The sequence below is a fragment of the Pseudomonas sp. S60 genome (assembly GCF_016647865.1).
In the GTDB taxonomy this organism is placed as follows: Bacteria; Pseudomonadota; Gammaproteobacteria; order Pseudomonadales; family Pseudomonadaceae; genus Aquipseudomonas; species Aquipseudomonas parafulva.
Genome location: NZ_JACVVH010000006.1, coordinates 86987 through 102323 on the forward strand (window position 1 = coordinate 86987; position 15337 = coordinate 102323).

Annotated in this window: 16 protein-coding genes; 7 read left to right on the forward strand and 9 right to left on the reverse strand. The window is 60.9% G+C overall.

What is annotated here, in order from left to right; genetic code table 11:
* Positions 1 to 13: 13 nt before the first annotated feature.
* Complete coding sequence (locus tag IAE33_RS04815) at positions 14 to 394, reverse strand: glutamine synthetase (protein ID WP_201162638.1); 381 nt, start codon at positions 392 to 394, stop codon at positions 14 to 16.
* 113 nt (positions 395 to 507) lie between these two features.
* Between IAE33_RS04815 and zigA the strand changes: the two genes are divergently transcribed.
* The 3 genes from zigA to IAE33_RS04830 are packed head-to-tail and all read left to right on the forward strand — an operon-like array spanning position 508 to position 3351.
* The gene (gene zigA, locus IAE33_RS04820; RefSeq protein WP_201162560.1) at positions 508 to 1716 is read left to right on the forward strand and encodes a zinc metallochaperone GTPase ZigA; all 1209 of its coding nucleotides are present in this window, start codon (positions 508 to 510) and stop codon (positions 1714 to 1716) included.
* The gene (locus IAE33_RS04825; RefSeq protein ID WP_201162562.1) at positions 1713 to 2339 is read left to right on the forward strand and encodes a DUF1826 domain-containing protein; all 627 of its coding nucleotides are present in this window, start codon (positions 1713 to 1715) and stop codon (positions 2337 to 2339) included. The genes zigA and IAE33_RS04825 overlap by 4 nt, the downstream gene beginning before the upstream one ends.
* A gap of 40 nt (positions 2340 to 2379) precedes the next feature.
* A complete protein-coding gene (locus tag IAE33_RS04830; RefSeq protein WP_201162564.1) occupies positions 2380 to 3351 on the forward strand; it encodes a CobW family GTP-binding protein in 972 nt (323 codons plus the stop codon).
* On the opposite strand, the gene IAE33_RS04835 is transcribed toward IAE33_RS04830, so the two are convergent.
* Positions 3352 to 3744: a DUF3301 domain-containing protein gene (locus IAE33_RS04835; protein WP_028632835.1), complete on the reverse strand. Its 393-nt coding sequence runs from the start codon at positions 3742 to 3744 to the stop codon at positions 3352 to 3354.
* Between the two features lie 110 nt (positions 3745 to 3854).
* Here IAE33_RS04835 and pdxY point away from each other — a divergent pair, with 110 nt between their 5' ends.
* Positions 3855 to 4727 carry a pyridoxal kinase PdxY gene (gene pdxY, locus IAE33_RS04840; protein ID WP_060480940.1) on the forward strand — a complete coding sequence of 291 codons (873 nt, stop codon included), beginning with the start codon at positions 3855 to 3857 and terminating at the stop codon, positions 4725 to 4727.
* On the opposite strand, the gene IAE33_RS04845 is transcribed toward pdxY, so the two are convergent.
* Complete coding sequence (locus IAE33_RS04845; protein ID WP_060480939.1) at positions 4724 to 5209, reverse strand: acyl-CoA thioesterase; 486 nt, start codon at positions 5207 to 5209, stop codon at positions 4724 to 4726. The genes pdxY and IAE33_RS04845 overlap by 4 nt on opposite strands.
* Before the next feature lie 337 nt (positions 5210 to 5546).
* Between IAE33_RS04845 and IAE33_RS04850 the strand changes: the two genes are divergently transcribed.
* Entirely contained in the window at positions 5547 to 7307 is a 1761-nt protein-coding gene (locus IAE33_RS04850) for a cation:proton antiporter (RefSeq protein WP_028632838.1), read from the forward strand.
* Positions 7308 to 7412: 105 nt separating this feature from the next.
* Here the strand turns inward: IAE33_RS04850 and IAE33_RS04855 are convergent, their stop codons facing one another.
* From IAE33_RS04855 to zwf, 5 genes are all read right to left on the reverse strand, one after another.
* On the reverse strand, positions 7413 to 7820 hold the full coding sequence (locus IAE33_RS04855) for an SMI1/KNR4 family protein (protein ID WP_028632839.1): 408 nt from the start codon (positions 7818 to 7820) through the stop codon (positions 7413 to 7415).
* Positions 7821 to 7935: 115 nt separating this feature from the next.
* A complete protein-coding gene (locus tag IAE33_RS04860; protein WP_201162566.1) occupies positions 7936 to 8790 on the reverse strand; it encodes a Tim44 domain-containing protein in 855 nt (284 codons plus the stop codon).
* Positions 8791 to 8924: 134 nt separating this feature from the next.
* Positions 8925 to 11111 carry a DNA helicase II gene (gene uvrD / locus IAE33_RS04865; RefSeq protein ID WP_201162568.1) on the reverse strand — a complete coding sequence of 729 codons (2187 nt, stop codon included), beginning with the start codon at positions 11109 to 11111 and terminating at the stop codon, positions 8925 to 8927.
* Positions 11112 to 11230: 119 nt separating this feature from the next.
* On the reverse strand, positions 11231 to 11545 hold the full coding sequence (locus tag IAE33_RS04870; RefSeq protein ID WP_201162571.1) for a hypothetical protein: 315 nt from the start codon (positions 11543 to 11545) through the stop codon (positions 11231 to 11233).
* 87 nt (positions 11546 to 11632) lie between these two features.
* A complete protein-coding gene (zwf, locus tag IAE33_RS04875) occupies positions 11633 to 13075 on the reverse strand; it encodes a glucose-6-phosphate dehydrogenase (RefSeq protein ID WP_201162573.1) in 1443 nt (480 codons plus the stop codon).
* 103 nt (positions 13076 to 13178) lie between these two features.
* Here zwf and hexR point away from each other — a divergent pair, with 103 nt between their 5' ends.
* On the forward strand, positions 13179 to 14045 hold the full coding sequence (hexR, locus tag IAE33_RS04880) for a transcriptional regulator HexR (RefSeq protein WP_060480936.1): 867 nt from the start codon (positions 13179 to 13181) through the stop codon (positions 14043 to 14045).
* A gap of 154 nt (positions 14046 to 14199) precedes the next feature.
* Positions 14200 to 14418: a PA3496 family putative envelope integrity protein gene (locus tag IAE33_RS04885; protein ID WP_028632845.1), complete on the forward strand. Its 219-nt coding sequence runs from the start codon at positions 14200 to 14202 to the stop codon at positions 14416 to 14418.
* Here the strand turns inward: IAE33_RS04885 and IAE33_RS04890 are convergent.
* Entirely contained in the window at positions 14360 to 15322 is a 963-nt protein-coding gene (locus IAE33_RS04890) for a LysR family transcriptional regulator (protein ID WP_028632846.1), read from the reverse strand. The two genes, IAE33_RS04885 and IAE33_RS04890, sit on opposite strands and share 59 nt — an antisense overlap.
* Between the last annotated feature and the right edge of the window lie 15 nt (positions 15323 to 15337).

The window sequence follows — 15337 nt, forward strand, 5'->3', positions numbered from 1 at the left end:
GAAAGTAGTGTTTTCAGCGGCATCCGCCGATCAGGCTGCAGTGCAGGTTGAAACGCTGGCCGCTTGAACTGGATACCCTGTTCAACGTGGTCCAGCCCACCCTGCGGCTGTATCCAACCCACGCTTCCCCATTGCTTGCCAGGCCTGTGAAGAAAGTCAGGCTGCCGTAACGGCTATTGGTCTGTGCCCATAGGCGCCTGCTCTGCACGTCGTAGCCACGTAAATAAAACGTGCTGCCCTCCGTTCGCACGCTGTAGTAGCCGCCGGCGCGGTCCTGGCAGGCCAGCAGCGTGGCACTGCGTGTGCAAAGGGCGAGTGTAGGGCTGGGAGGTATCGCCAACGCACTGCAGGGCAAGGCGAGCATCAGCAGCATGAGGATGCGTTGCACGGTCATCTGGGGCACTGGCGAGCTCTCGTTTGTCAGGAACAGCTTGGCGAAATTGTATTGTTACTTTATAACATTGTGCAATGCATCGTTTCGAATGCTTCTGCCTGTAGAGGTTTGCCATGTCCGATCGCCTTCCCGTCACCGTGCTCTCCGGCTTTCTGGGGGCCGGCAAAAGCACGTTGCTCAACCATGTACTGCGTAACCGCGACAACCTTCGGGTGGCGGTCATCGTCAACGACATGAGTGAAATCAACATTGATGCCAGCGAGGTGCAGCGCAACGTCAGCTTGAACCGTGCCGAAGAAAAGCTGGTGGAAATGAGCAACGGTTGTATCTGCTGCACCTTGCGCGAAGACCTGCTGGAGGAGGTTGCGCGGCTGGCTGAAGAAGGCCGCTTCGATTACCTGCTTATCGAGTCGACGGGTATTTCAGAGCCGCTACCCGTTGCAGAAACCTTCACCTTCCGGGACGAGCAGGGGCGCAGCCTGTCAGACTTGGCGCGGCTGGATACCATGGTCACCGTTGTCGATGGCCTGAATTTCATGGGTGATTATCAAGCTGCCGATAGCCTGGCCAGCCGTGGCGAAACATTAGGCGAGGAAGACGAGCGCTCGATTACCGACCTGCTCATCGAGCAGGTGGAGTTTGCCGACGTATTGTTGCTGAGCAAGATCGACCTGATCAGCCAGGCAGAACGGGAAGAACTCATCGCGATTCTGCGTAGCCTCAACGCCCGGGCGCAGATTGTGCCTATGGTCATGGGCCAAGTCCCATTGGCCTGGATTCTCGACACCGGCCTGTTCGATTTTGACGAGGCAGCGCAGGCGCCGGGCTGGCTGCAGGAACTGCGCGGCGAGCACGTGCCTGAAACCGAGGAATACGGTATCGCCGCCAGCACATGGCAGGCACGGCGCCCGCTTCATCCACAGCGCTTCTTCGACTTTATCCACACCCCTTGGACCAATGGGCGCCTACTGCGCTCGAAAGGCTTCTTCTGGCTGGCCAGTAAATATCAGGAGGCCGGCAGCTGGTCCCAGGCGGGCGGCATGATGCGCCATGGCTTGGCAGGGCGATGGTGGCGATTCGTACCGAAGGATCAGTGGCCAGAGGATGTGGATAACACCGCTGCCATTCTCAAGCACTGGACGCCTGACACCGGCGACTGCCGGCAAGAGCTGGTGTTTATAGGGCAAAACATCGATTTCGATGAATTATCCACAGCGCTGGATGCTTGCTTGCTCACCGATGAGGAGATGGAACTCGGCCCGATGGGCTGGCTGCGGCTGGATGACCCGTTTGGGCCATGGCTAGAGCAGGCCGCCGCATGAATCAGGCCCTTCAGCTTGTGGATATCCGCCAGGCATTCGGCGATTCTCCTCAGATACTGGCGGATGTGCTGCAGGACGGTGTGAACATGTCTGTGTGGCGCAGGCATCTGCCGCCGCAGTTGGAGGACTTCGCCGCAGTCGTGGTGGGCCTTGGCCCATCACTGGCAGACCAGCGCGTGATCGAGGTGGATGAGCACAGGGCGCCGGTACTTGGCGACCTGTTGGCGGAGGCCGCCGACGTGGAGGGTTACGGGGCCTTCGTCGCTGACGTGACATGGTTGGTCGAGGCCTTCACCTGCCTGCTGGGCGCTCGCCGGGTAGGGCTGCGCATTCGCGTGCTTGAAGGGCCGATGTGCCCACGCTTCCATGTGGATAACGTGCCTGTGAGGCTGCTGTGTACCTACTCAGGGCCGGGGAGTGAATGGCTGGATAGTGACACCAACACACGAGAAGACTTATCCACAGCTGCGGTTGATCTGCACAGCATCAAGCGGTTGCATGCGGGTGAGGTGGCATTGCTCAAAGGTGAGAAGTGGCAGGGCAATGAGGGGGCGGGGCTTGTGCACCGATCACCTGCCGGGCCACAGCGCCGCCTGCTGCTCAGCCTTGACTGGCTGGCGTGACGGCGCATAGTGGGCTACCCCAGCCAGCCATAGATCAGCCATGCTCCACGATATCCCCACCCATGTGATTGCAGGCCCCCTGGGGGCCGGCAAGACCACCCTGATCCGCCACTTGCTGGCACAACGGCCTGCGAGCGAGCGCTGGGCAGTGCTGGTGAACGAATTCGGCTTGGTGGGCCTGGACGCCGCTTTGCTGGCCCGCGACGAGGATGGCGTTGCGATAGGCGAAGTGGCTGGCGGTTGTGTGTGTTGCGTGAGTGGTGTGCCTTTCCAGGTTGGTTTGGGTCGTCTTCTGCGTAAGGCCAAGCCCGACAGGCTGTTCATCGAGCCTTCCGGGTTGGGGCACCCGTTGCAGTTGCTCGATCAGCTGAAAAACGAACCTTGGCAGAATGTGTTGACGGTGCAGCCTTTGATCATGGTGGTCGATGCTCGCTATCTGCTGGTGGATGATCTACTTTCGGATGCACAAAGGCGTGCTCTGGCAGCTTGCGAGCTACTGGTAATCAACAAGTCAGACACTGTGGATGAAGATACTAAGCTGTTGATAAATAACGAATTATCAACAGTTAAGCTTGCTTGGGTGGAGCAGGGACGCCTGCCTCTGGCAAACCTTCCACTGCTCAGTAGCGGCGTTATCCAACAGTCACCTGTGGATAACCAGATTGTCGACAATCTGCACGGCAGGCCCCTGGTCGTCTGGGCGGATCCTACACTGCCACTGTCCATGACGCAGCAGGGGGAAGGCGGCTGGAGCATTGGCTGGCGTTGGCACCCGAGCCAGCAGTTTTATCCACAAGCCATCGCAGCCGCGCTGGAGCGCCTGCCGTGGCGGCGAGCGAAGGGGGTTATCCACACTGCGGCTGGTTGGCAGTCTTTTAATGGGCTGGATGGCAGTGTCCCAGCCTGGCAACCCAGCGATTGGCGCACCGATAGCCGTATCGAGTTGATTTTCGATGAACCGCAACCCGAGGCGTCGCTTCAGGCCGTGTTCGCTGCGTGCCGGGTCAGCTGATCAGTTATGCCAGCGGTTATGCTGCTGGCGCCACTGCTGCATTTCGATGACGTTATCGGTGCGCGGCGGCGTCTTGATTTCGAACGGGTAGGGCGCCAGCTCAATTTGCACGCTGTGCGCGCCGAACTGGGTCACGGTCCCTGGGTGGCGCTGCTCGCCGGTCACGGTGAATTCGAACCCATAGATGCGCGCCAGCCGTTTGCGGCCCTTGGCATCGCGCACGAAGGCGATGCGCTTGAGGGCGACCGCATCGTCCAGCAACTCCAGGTCCAGCTTGGCGCAATGCTGCTTGACCCGTTCCAGGGCTTTTTCGCGCAAGCCGTGGTTGTGCCACAGCCAGGCGCCTGCCGTGGCCACCAGCATCAGCAGGAAGAGGTTCTCCAGGGTCAACATTTGCGTATGCTCCAAACAGGTAGATCCAGCTTAACTGCGTCCCTGGCCTGTCGTACAGGTGGCAATCGAGTTCATACTGCGCAGTCTTGAAACCGCTTTGGAACCCCTGCATGAAACGTACTCCGCACCTGCTCGCCATTCAGTCCCATGTGGTGTTCGGCCACGCCGGCAACAGCGCTGCGGTGTTTCCCATGCAGCGTATCGGGGTCAATGTCTGGCCGCTCAATACCGTGCAGTTCTCCAACCACACTCAGTATGGCCAGTGGGCCGGCGAAGTGCTCGCCCCTGCGCAAATTCCTGCGTTGGTGGAAGGCATTTCCAATATCGGTGAGTTGGGCCACTGTGACGCGGTATTGTCCGGTTACCTGGGTAGTGCCGAACAGGGCAGGGCGATTCTGGCCGGTGTGGCGCGCATCAAGGCGGTAAACCCCAAAGCACTGTATGTGTGCGACCCGGTGATGGGGCACCCGGAGAAGGGCTGCAGCGTGCCGCAGGAAGTCAGCCAATTCCTGCTGCAAGAAGCCGTTGGCAAGGCAGATATCCTGTGCCCCAACCAGTTGGAGCTGGACAGCTTCTGCGGGCGCCGCGCGCAGTCCCTGCAGGATTGCGTTGGCATGGCACGCAGCCTGTTGCAACGTGGGCCCAAGGTAGTGCTGGTCAAGCACCTGGCCTACCCGGGGCGTGGCGAAGACCACTTCGAAATGCTGCTGGTAACCGCCGAGCACAGCTGGCACCTGCGCAGGCCTTTGCTGGCGTTCCCGCGTCAGCCGGTCGGGGTTGGCGACCTCACCTCTGGCCTTTTTCTGGCCCGGGTGCTGCTGGGCGACAGTTGGGAGCAGGCCTTCGAATTCGCCGCAGCGGCCGTGCACGAGGTGCTGCTGGAAACCCAGGCATGCGCCAGCTACGAACTGCAGCTGGTGCGTGCCCAGGATCGCATCGCTCACCCTCGGGTACGCTTCGAGGCGCAGCCGCTGGCGTTCTAGGTCGCGTCGGTTTTCAGGTTCTGGTAGCGCTTTTCCAGTTCCTGGCGAATCTCACGGCGCTGCTGGCCTTGCAGGAAGCGGCGCTTTTCTTCGCTGGTTTGCGGCTGGCGCGGCGGGACCGACACCGGCCTGCGGTTGTCATCCACGGCCACCATGGTGAAGAAGCAGCTGTTGGAATGGCGTACCGAGCGCTCGCGGATGTTCTCGGTCACCACCTTGATGCCTACTTCCATGGACGTGTTACCGGTGTAGTTCACCGACGCCAGGAAGGTCACCAGCTCGCCCACGTGCACGGGCTCGCGGAAGATCACCTGGTCGACCGACAGGGTCACCACATAGGAGCCGGCATAGCGGCTGGCGCATGCATAGGCCACCTCGTCGAGGTACTTGAGCAGGGTGCCGCCATGTACGTTGCCAGAAAAGTTGGCCATGTCCGGGGTCATCAGGACAGTCATGCTCAGCTGGGCGTTTCCAGGTTCCATAGTGTGCTCACGGTGTGGTTGCGCTGAATCGGGCAAATGGGGGGCGTTATCTTCAGGCATCGCAGTTCCCCTCTCGTTGAGTTGCCAGGCCAATACGGGACGTCGGTGGGCGCGCGGGCGTCACGCCGATACTGCCATCGGCGGCGGTTTCCCGGCCGATCTGTTTCATCATATTGCACTGGCATTTTGCGCCTAGGTGCAATGTTAACCTGAGTACATCCGTGAACCACGGGCCTTCCAGTGTTCAATACAGTCTGTACTGCTTGCTTGGCTTGCCTCGGCGCAGGCGCGGTCTGCCTGGGTTTTCACCAAATGACGAGAAAAGGAGTATCGCGCCATGCATGCCATCAGCTTCATCCAGGACCTGGCGGTCATCATGCTGGTCGCGGGCGTGGTCACCATCCTTTTTCATCGCCTCAAGCAGCCCGTGGTACTGGGCTATATCGTTGCCGGTTTCATCATCGGCCCGCATACCCCGCCTTTCGGTCTTATCCACGATGAAGACACCATCAAGACCCTGGCCGAACTGGGGGTGATCTTCCTCATGTTCTGCCTGGGGCTCGAATTCAGCTTGCGCAAGTTGTTCAAGGTTGGCGCTACCGCGTTCATCGCAGCCTTCCTGGAAATCGTGCTGATGATATGGATCGGCTTCGAAATTGGCCGCTGGTTTGGCTGGAACACCATGGATTCGCTGTTCCTGGGCGCCATCCTGGCCATTTCTTCAACCACCATCATCGTCAAGGCGCTCAACGACCTGAAGATGAAAAACGAGCGTTTTGCCCAGCTGATCTTCGGCGTGCTGATTGTCGAGGACATTCTGGGCATCGGCATCATTGCGCTGCTTTCGGGTATTGCCGTCAGTGGCACGGTCAGCTCCGGTGAGGTGTTCTCCACCGTTGGCAAGTTGTCGCTGTTCATGATCGTTGCCCTGGTTATCGGCATTTTGCTGGTACCGCGCCTGCTGGCTTATGTGGCCAAGTTCGAAAGCAACGAGATGCTGCTCATCACCGTGCTGGGCCTGTGTTTCGGCTTCTGCCTGCTGGTGGTGAAGCTGGAATACAGCATGGTGCTGGGGGCGTTCCTGATTGGCGCGATCATGGCCGAATCGCGGCAGTTGCTGAAAATCGAGCGCCTGATCGAACCGGTGCGTGACATGTTCAGCGCCATCTTTTTCGTCGCCATCGGCCTGATGATCGACCCGCAGGTACTGATCGATTACGCCTGGCCCATCGTGGTGATCACCTTGGCGGTGGTGCTGGGCAAGATGCTGTCGTGCGGTATGGGGGCCTTCATTGCCGGTAATGATGGGCGCACTTCGCTACGGGTTGGCATGGGCCTTTCCCAGATTGGCGAATTTTCATTCATCATCGCCGCGTTGGGTATGACCCTGCAGGTCACCAGTGACTTTTTGTACCCGGTAGCCGTTGCCGTCTCGGCCATCACCACACTGCTTACTCCCTACCTGATTCGTGCCGCTGACCCGTTGTCGATCAAGCTGGGCAAGGTGGTGCCTGGTCGTCTGGCCAGGGTGCTGTCGTTATATGGCGAGTGGTTGCGCAGCATCCAGCCCCAGGGTGAGGGTGCCATGGTGGCAGCGATGATACGGCGCATCCTCATGCAGGTCGGGGTAAACCTGGCCCTGGTGATCGCCATCTTCTTCAGTGGCGGTTACTTTGCAGGGCGTATCGGTGCCTGGCTCACGCAATGGGTGGGCGATATCAGCCAGCAAAAGGCGATGATCTGGGGGGCGGCGCTGTTGTTGTCGCTGCCCTTCCTGATTGCGGCCTATCGCAAGCTCAAGGCGCTGTCGATGCTGTTGGCCGAGATGGGTGTGAAGCCAGAAATGGCCGGGCGCCATACCCAACGTGTACGGCGTGTGATCGCAGAGGTGATACCGCTGTTGTCGCTGCTGGTGATCTTCCTGCTGCTCTCGGCACTGTCGGCGAGCATTCTGCCTACCAACGAGCTGTTGCTGATTATCGCGGTGGTTGCGGCGGTAGTGGTGGCGTTGCTGTGGCGCTGGTTCATCCGCGTCCATACACGCATGCAGATCGCCTTGCTGGAAACCTTGGAGAACAGCCGGGAGAACACCCACTAACACCGCATGTAGGAGCGAGCAAAGCTCGCGATGCGCCGCCAGAGCGGCGCCCGCCCCATCCCGCCGCCAAGCCCACTCTTACAGGCCAATCACCCGGCCATTGGCTCAGCTTTCCAGCCAGACATCCCGCGCCCAGTGCCACACCGACTCCCAGCTCTCTTCACCGACCAGCTCCTCGTCGGCATCCCACAACACCACCGTGCCGTCCTCTTCAACGCAGTAGTAGTTCTCGCCATCCTGGCACAGCGGGATCAACTCACGCGGTACGCCGGCGTCCCATGCATTGGCAGCGACTTCAGGCAGGTAGGTGTGCGATTGCGGGTCAGTGACCGTAACAGGCTCCAGTGAGCCGTATACAACGTCACTTACGTTCAACAAGAACTCTTTGAACACAAACGGAATGTTGATGAACAGTTGTTCTTCGATCTCGACCAACAATTCCTCATCCGGAAGCTCGAGGGGCACCGGCACTGGCTCGTTGGCTTCACGGAGTTGTTCGATCACTTCTTCCACGGTTCACTTCCTCAGACCTAGATGACAACGCTGCGGGTTATACCCTAGTAGGCCGCTATGACAAAAGCAAAAACCCCGGGGATGGCCCCGGGGTTTTTGGGTGCAGCGTGCGCGGTTAGCCGTTTTGGCGGATACCGGCAACCAGCCATGGCTGGTTATCGCCTTGGGCGCGAACCATGTGCCAGCTTTCGCAGAATGCCTCACCTTGGTCGAAGCGCGAGTTTTTCGACACGCCGCGGAAGGTCAGGGTAGCGTCGGTGCGGTCGGCGCGATCATCAACACCGTCCAGCTGCACTTCGAGGTTGTCGATATAGGTCGACTGGAAGCCATCACCCAGTTCGGCACGCTCGCGCTTGAGGAACTCGAGCATCTGCGGGGTAACGAACTCGCCGATCTTGTCCATTTCGTTGGCATCCCAGTGCTGCTGCAGCGACTGGAAGTGGTTGCGGGCAGCGGCCAGGAAGCTCTGCTCGTTGAACCAGGCTGGCGCGTTGATCACCGGGGCCGCTGCCGCAGCAGGTGCCGCCGAGCCGCCGAAGATGGAGGGCTGCGCAGGCTGGCCGTACACCTCACGCTGCATCGGCGCATGGCCAGGCGCGGCCATTTGTGGCTGCTGCTGGCGACGTCGTGCGGCAATGAAGCGGAACACCAGGAAGGCAATGAGCGCGACGATCAGGAAGTCCATGATCTGGAAGCCCTCGAAGCCGTCGCCCATGAACATGGACGCCAGCAGGCCACCGGCGGCCAGGCCTGCCAGTGGGCCCAGCCAGCGCGAAGCACCGCTGGCAGCTGCCGGTGCACGGCCAGGCGCGGTCGGCGTGGCAGCGGGCGTGGTTGGCGTAGCTTGACGGGTCTGGTGGATAGGCGCGGAGCCCGAGCTCTTGCCACCGCCAAAGCGTTTGGCGTTGGCGTCCAGGCTCAGCGTCAGGCCGACGCAAAGCGCCAGTGCGATGCTAAGAAAACGTTGCATAAGTGGGATATCCCCTGTTGTGGATTGCACGCGCGTCATGGTGCACAGGTTCCTGGGCACATGACCAGCGACATAATGTTTCGAGCTTTTGCCTAAATGTTGCAGGGCCGCACCCGCAAGGGACGGCCCAGGGTTCAGATCGCTTCCAGCTTGGCATACGCCAGCATCAACCACTTGCTGCCTTCGTCGAAATTCACCTGAACCCGCGCCTGGGCGCCTGAACCTTCGAAATTCAGGATCACGCCTTCGCCGAATACCGCGTGCTGCACGCGCTGGCCGAGGTTGAACGAGGTCTGCGGGATGTTGGCGTTGGCGAACAGGTTGCTGCCGGCAGCTGTTTTGGCCCCGCCGAACGGGCGGCTGACGCTGTTGGACAAGCGCACTTCCTGAACCAGGCCTGCCGGAATTTCACGTACGAACCGTGAAACCTTGTTGTAGGTTTCGCTACCGTAAAGCCGACGCGTCTCGGCATAGCTCATGACCAGCTGCCGCATGGCGCGGGTGATGCCCACATAGGCCAGGCGACGTTCCTCTTCCAGGCGCCCGGGTTCCTCCAGGCTCATCTTGTGCGGGAACAGGCCTTCTTCCATGCCCACCAGGAACACGTAAGGGAATTCCAGGCCTTTGGCGCTGTGCAAGGTCATCAGCTGGACGCTGTCTTCATGCTCGTCAGCCTGCGCATCGCCCGCTTCGAGCGAGGCATGGCCGAGGAAGGCGGACAGCGGCGAAAGGTCTGCGTCTTCTTCGGTCGATTCGAAGTTACGCGCCGCGCTCACCAGTTCCTCAAGGTTTTCTACCCGTGCCTGGCCCTTCTCACCCTTTTCTTCCTGGTGATAGATAATCAGGCCCGACTGCTCGATGGTGGTCTGGGTCATGGTGTGCAGCGGCATGTCCGCTACTTTGGCAGCCAACCCTTCGATCAGCTCGATGAACGCGCCAAGTGCACTGGCGGCGCGGCCTTTCAGCGCTTTGGCGGCAATCAGCTGGCACATGGCCTGCCACATTGAAGCCTGGCTGTGACGCGCATGCTCGCGGATGGCCTCGACGGTTTTCTCGCCGATTCCGCGAGGTGGAACGTTGATTACCCGCTCCAGAGCGGCATCGTTGCCCCGGCCCTCGATCAGGCGCAGGTAGGCCATGGCATTCTTGATTTCGGCACGCTCGAAGAAGCGCTGGCCGCCATAGATACGGTAAGGAATACGCTCGCGCAGCAGGGCTTCTTCCAATACCCGCGACTGGGCGTTGGAGCGGTACAGAATGGCGATGTCGCTGCGGGTATTGCCCTGCTTGATCAGGCTTTCGATGGTTTCCACCACGTAGCGCGCTTCATCATGCTCGTTGTAGGCGGCGTACAAGGTGAGCGGTTCGCCTTCACCCATGTCGGTCCACAACTCTTTGCCCAAGCGCCCGCTGTTGTTGGCGATCAAGGCGTTGGCAGCCTTGAGGATGCCGCCTGTGGAGCGGTAGTTCTGCTCCAGGCGGATCAGCTCGGCGTCAGGGAAATCGGCCGTGTACTGGTGGATGTTCTCGATCTTGGCGCCGCGCCAGCCGTAGATCGACTGGTCGTCGTCGCCCACCGCCATCAGGCTGTCGCCGCCGCGCGCCAGCAGGCGCAGCCAGGCGTACTGCACGGCGTTGGTGTCCTGGAACTCGTCGACCAGCACATGGCGGAAGCGCCGTTGGTAGTGCTCCAGCAAACCGGGGTGGTCCCGCCACAAGTCCAGCGCGCGCAGCAGTAGCTCGGAGAAATCGATGACCCCGGCCCGCTCGCACGCCTGCTCGTAGGCGCTGTACACGTCGCGCATGGTGGACAGGAACAGGTCGCCCCCAGGCTGGATATGCTGCGGCCGCAGGCCCTCGTCCTTCTGCCCGTTGATGAACCACTGTGCCTGGCGTGCCGGCCACTTCTGCTCGTCCAGGCCCAGCTCGCGCATTACCCGCTTGACCAGCCGCTGCTGGTCGTCACTGTCGAGAATCTGGAAGTTCTGCACCAGGCCTGCTTCCTGCCAGTGGGCCCGGAGCAAGCGATGGGCCAGCCCGTGGAACGTGCCCACCCACATGCCCGCCGGGTTGATGCCCAGCAGTTGCTCGATCCGGTGGCGCATTTCTGCCGCCGCCTTGTTGGTGAACGTCACCGACAGGATCGAATGCGGCGAGGCCTGCTCTACCTGGATGAGCCAGGCAATGCGATGAACCAGCACGCGGGTTTTACCGGAACCGGCGCCGGCAAGCACCAGTTGACGCCCGACCGAGGCGGCTACGGCCTGGCGTTGGGCATCGTTGAGGGAGTTCAGCAGGAGGGAGAGGTCGTCTGTGTGCATCCCGCCATTCTAGGGGGAGGCTGACCCGGGGGCAAACGCCTACTGTATGAATATTCACCCCGGCCGACGGCCAGCGGTGGGAAGCCAGGCGGCAGCCGTATGCCACCTGGCTGGCCGTATCAATCGCAGGCCTGGGTCGCCTCGATCTCAACCTTCAACGAGCCGTCGGAATGGATGATTTCCACGATGCTCCATGGGCAAGCGCCCTCGCGAACGTACTCGACGGTTTTTTCCGTCATGACGGCCAAACTGGTTTCCCCGGTATCGACCAGTTGCAGGTGCAAAACTTCCCAGCCCCCGTAGTGGCGAATTTCAGGTACGACGAGTACGGGTTCAAACGCTGGGCTGGGTACGGTGACTGTGCCACTTACACGGAAGCTTTGTTTGCCCCCTGCGGTCTGGTTGTAGGCGACGAAGTCGGTGCATTTAGTCATGGGGTAGCTCCTGGATGGATTGAAAGTAGCGCCTGAGCGCGTCGCTACTTTCCCCCAGTCATGGTGAAGCTTGGATTTGGCAATGCTTCACCCGTGCCAGGTTCTGCCATGACGGGCCAGCAGGCTGTTGGCCTGCTCCGGCCCGTTGTTGCCGGCCGCATAGTGGCGGGGCGCCTGGAAGTGCTCTTCCCAGCCCGCGATGATCGGGTCCACCCACGCCCAGGCGGCTTCCACTTCATCACGGCGCATGAACAGCGTCGAGTCCCCCTCCAGCACATCCAGCAGCAGCCGCTCGTAGGCTTCCCAGCGGCGGGTCTGGCTGAACACCTGGGCCAGGTTCAGGTTCAGGTCTACCGGCTCCAGCCGCATGCCCTTCCCAGGGGTCTTGGTCATCATGCGCAGGCTGATGCGCTCGTCCGGTTGCAACTGGATCAGCAACTGGTTGACCTGGCCACCGTTGAACAGCTCATGGGGTACCGGCTTGAACTGGATGACGATCTGCGAAGAGCGCCGCGCCATGCGCTTGCCTGTGCGCAGGTAGAACGGCACGCCAGCCCAACGCCAGTTGTCGATGTGCGCCTCGATCGCGACAAAGGTTTCCGTGTCGCTATCGTTATCCACATCCTTTTCGAAGTAATAGGCCATCACTTCCTGGCCGCCGATATGCCCGGCACCGTACTGGCCGCGTACGGTCTTGTCCTGCACATCCTGCCCGGTGATCGGTTTCAGAGCGCGCAGAATCTTCACCTTTTCGTCACGCACCGCTTCTGCCTCGAACTGCGCCGGGGGCTCCATGGCCACCAGGCATAGCAGCTGCAACAGGTGGTTCTGCAGCATGTCGCGCGTCGCCCCCGCGCGGTCGTAGTAGCCGCCGCGGTTTTCTACCCCCAGGGTTTCTCCCACGCTGATCTGCACGTGGTCGACCTGGCTGTTGCGCCATACCGGCTCCAGCAGGGCGTTGGCAAAGCGCAGGGCCATGAGGTTCTGCACGGTTTCTTTGCCCAGGTAATGGTCGATGCGAAACACCTGGCGCTCTTCGAACACTGCACCGATCGACTCGTTGATGGCTGTGGCCGATGCCAGCGAATGGCCGATGGGTTTTTCCAGCACGATGCGCGCTTCACTGTCAGCCAGCCCGGCGATGCGCAGGTGCGTGGCGATAGGCACGAACAGCGAGGGCGCCGTGGCCAGGTAGAAGATACGTGTCAGCCCCCCGGGCTCACCCAGGTAGCGTGCCAGGCGGCCGAAGTCTGCACTTTGCGAGGCATCCATGGCGAAGTAGTCCAGGCGTGCGCAAAAGCGCCGCCAGATTTCATCGTCGAATTCGCTACGGGCAATTTGCGCGCGGCAGTGGCGCTCGGCGAGCTTGAGGTAGTCGTTGCGTGGCAGTTGTCGCCTGGCCAGGGCGATGACCCTGACGGCCGGGTCCAGGCGAGCCTCGCGAAACAGGTGGTAGAGCGCCGGGAGCAATTTGTGCAGGGCCAGATCGCCAGTGCCGCCGAAGACCAGAATGTCGCAAGGAATAGTCAAACCACCACGCTCCACGTTCGTTTAACTGGGCGGGTTGGCGTCCATGTAGTATAACTACAAGAAAGCTACAACCCGGCCAGCCGATCATAACCGAGTCCAGCCCGTGAATCTGTTGCAACATATCGCCCAATCGCGCCACCTGCTGCGCAAATCGGAACTGAAAGTGGCCGACCACGTGCTGCTCGACCCGGCTGCCGTGATGCACAGCTCCATGGCCGACCTGGCGCACAGCGTCGGTATCAGCGAACCGACCATCGTACGTTTCTGCAGGGCCATTGGGTGTACGGGTTTTCAGGACCTCAAGCTCAAGCTGGCGCAGAGCCTGGCCGCTGGGGCCAGTTTTGGGCAGTTTGCCATTCACGAAGACGATTCCGTCGCTGACTACAGCCTCAAGATCTTCGACACCACCCTGCATACCCTGATGGAGGTGCGCGAGCACCTCGACCCGCACGCGCTGCAGCAGGCGGTAAGTGCCATGGCCCAGGCACAGCGTGTGGAGTTTTACGGCTTTGGTGCGTCCGGTGCGGTAGCGGCGGATGCTCAGCACAAGTTCTTTCGCTTGCTGCTAAGCGCGGCGGCGTACTCCGACCCGCACATGCAGGCGATGTCGGCCGTCACGCTCAAGCCAGGTGACGTGGCAGTGTGCATTTCCCAGTCGGGCCGCTCCAAAGACCTGTTGATCACTGCCAACCTGGTACGCGAGAGCGGTGCCAACCTGATCACCCTGTGCCCCAGCCAGACCCCGCTGGCCGAGCTGTCCACGGTCAATTTGGCCATCGACGTGCACGAAGACACCGAAATCTACACCCCGCTCACCTCACGTATCGCCCACCTGGTGGTCATCGACGTGCTGGCCATGGGCGTTGCCATGGCGCGAGGGCCCAGCCTGGTCAACCACCTCAAGAGCGTGAAACGCAGTTTGCGCAGCCTGCGCCTGTCGCCCAAATCGATCAAGGCGACCGACGACTGAGCAGCACCCTGCGCGCCTGTTCAGCCAGGCAGCGCTGTGCCGGACGGCACTGCCCTGAGGGGTAAAAATTCACGATTCTGTCACCATTCCGGCGCAAAACCGTAAACCCGCTGGGCCAGTCTGAAACTCCCGCATCCTACCAGGGAGACAGGCAATGGCTCGTGACCACGACGGTATCTACCAACCCAACGCCAAAGCTCGCAAGCAGCAGGAAAAGGACCAGCGCCGCATGGAATACCGCCGCGCGATCGAAAGCTACTGCGATCAGCGTCAGCTGCTGCGCGACCTGGTGGATTACCCCGAACTGCAAGAACTCACGGTGTGGCAGGCGTCGGCGGCAAGCGCCCCGAAAAACGCTCAACCAGGCCGCTGATCAGCGTTCGTTCACTGCGGATGAATGCCTGGAAGGCAAGCGCCACTGGGGATTGCCGCTTGGCCTTGGACTGCACCACGCACCAGCTGCGGTACAACGGCAGTTCTTCTACCGGCAGTTCCGCGAGCGCCCCGGTAGCCAGTTCAAGGTTGACTGCATGCCGGGTCAGCAGGGCGATGCCCAGGCCGGCGATCACGCACTCGCGCTGGGCGTCGGCTGATGCCACCTCCAGGGTCTGGGTGAAGTGCACGCGCTTTTCCTTGAAGTATTCTTCGCAAGCCCTGCGGGTTCCCGACCCCTGCTCGCGGATCAGCAGCGTATGAGGCTCCAGGTCTTGCAGGCGCAACTGCGCCAGCTTGCACAGCGGGTGATCGGGCGGGGCCACGGCAATGATCGGGTTATTGAGGAAAGGCAGGAACTCAAGGCCCATGTCCTGCGGCACCATGGACATGATGATCAGGTCGTCGCGGTTGTCGGAAAGGCGCCGGATGGCCTGGGCACGGTTGACCACCGTCAAGGTCAGGTTCACCTCCGGGTGACGCTGCTTGAAAGCGGCGAACAAGTGTGGAACGAAGTACTTGGCACTGGACTCGATGGCCAGTTTCAACTGCCCCTGCAATGACCCCTGCATGTCCGACAGTTGCATGTCCAGGCTCTCCAGCCGCCCGAAAATGTCATGGCTGGCGCGCTGCAAGGCTTCGGCGGCCTCGGTCAGGTACAACTTCTTGCCCACGTATTCGAACAAGGGCTGCCCGATGAGCTCTTCCAGCTGGCGTATCTGTAGACTTACGGCGGGTTGCGTCAACGCCATTTCTTCTGCGGCGCGGCTGTAAGACCGCAGGTCGCACACCTCATTGAAGATCTGTAATTGACGCAATGTCATACGCATCAAGGACTTACGCATTTTATTAGGCTCTTG